The sequence below is a fragment of the Streptomyces torulosus genome, from assembly GCF_001419765.1.
GTDB classification, from domain to species: Bacteria; Actinomycetota; Actinomycetes; order Streptomycetales; family Streptomycetaceae; genus Streptomyces; species Streptomyces torulosus.
Map to the genome: position 1 here is coordinate 1 of NZ_LIRK01001014.1, position 1079 is coordinate 1079.

Consider the following 1079-nt stretch of genomic DNA (forward strand, 5'->3'; position numbering starts at 1 on the left):
AACCGGCGCCCTCCGCGCCGGCGGCTTCGCTCCTGCCCCCGGCCCCGTCCAAGGCCCCTTGCGCAGCCCCTTCTTCAGCCCGGTCCGCAGCCCGGTCCGCAGCCCCTGCCTCAGCCCCGTTCCTCGCCCCGTCGGCCGCGCCGTCGCCGTGTCCCTCGCCGCGAGGGAACATCAGGTGCTCCACCAGGTGCGCCATCCCGTGGCGTCCCGGCGGGTCGTCGTCGCCGCCCGCCGCCACGGTGAGGGCGACCGCCACGAGGCCGCGGCCGGGGGTCTCCTCGGTGACCAGCCGGAGGCTCACCGCAGGGGCCGGTACACGGAGACGCACATCTTCCGGCTGTCACCGCCGTCGAAGGGCTGCTCTCGCCAGCCGGAGTAGCGGGCGGAGAGTTCCAGACGCGCGATGCCGGCGAGGAGGTCGAGCTCGCTCGGCCACAGGTAACGCATCACCGTCGTCGCCGACTTGGGGGCCTCGCCGTCGAGGAACAGCGTGTTGTGGATCATCATGTTCTGCGAGGCGGGCAGCACGCCGATGGACTCGATCATCGCGCCGCGCCCGTCGATCGGGTACGTGCTGATCTCGTTCTTCTTCTGCACGTGGTAGTCGCTGGGATCGAACGTCTCGATGACCACGTGCCCGTCCGGTGCCGTGTGCCGGGCGACCGCGTGCATCAGGGCGATCTGCTCGTCCGGGGCGACCGCGCAGCACAGGGAGTTGAAGGGCGCGAGGACGACGTCGAAGGTGCGGCCCAGGTCGAGGGTGGCGAAGTCGGCGTGGACGGGGGTGATCCGGCCCTCGGGGTCCTTGCGCGCCAGCCGGGCCAGCATGCCCTCGGAGGAGTCGACGCCGTGCACCCGGAAGCCCTTGTCGGCGAGCGGCAGGGCGACCCGGCCGGTGCCGACGCCCAGTTCGAGGACGCTCGCGCCGGGCGCGGTGAGGGTGAGGAGGAAGTCGGCGATGTCCTCCAGGTCGGGGGTGGCCGGGTAGATCTCGTCGTAGACCTCGGCGAGCGCGTCGCTGTACGCGGTGGTCAGGGCGGTGCCGAGCCCGGCACCCATCTCGGCGGCGTCGGCCGGGC

The 1079-nt window shown here is 72.8% G+C and carries 2 protein-coding genes; both read right to left on the minus strand.

Features of this window, described 5'->3' with window-relative positions; all coding sequences use genetic code 11:
* Nucleotides 1–301, minus strand: a 301-nt coding sequence (locus AOK23_RS43660; protein WP_169800405.1) for an insulinase family protein, incomplete at its 3' end; no start/stop codon positions are given.
* Nucleotides 298–1079: class I SAM-dependent methyltransferase (locus AOK23_RS43665; RefSeq protein ID WP_055717885.1), on the minus strand; the 782-nt coding region annotated here is incomplete at its 5' end. The genes AOK23_RS43665 and AOK23_RS43660, both read right to left, overlap by 4 nt.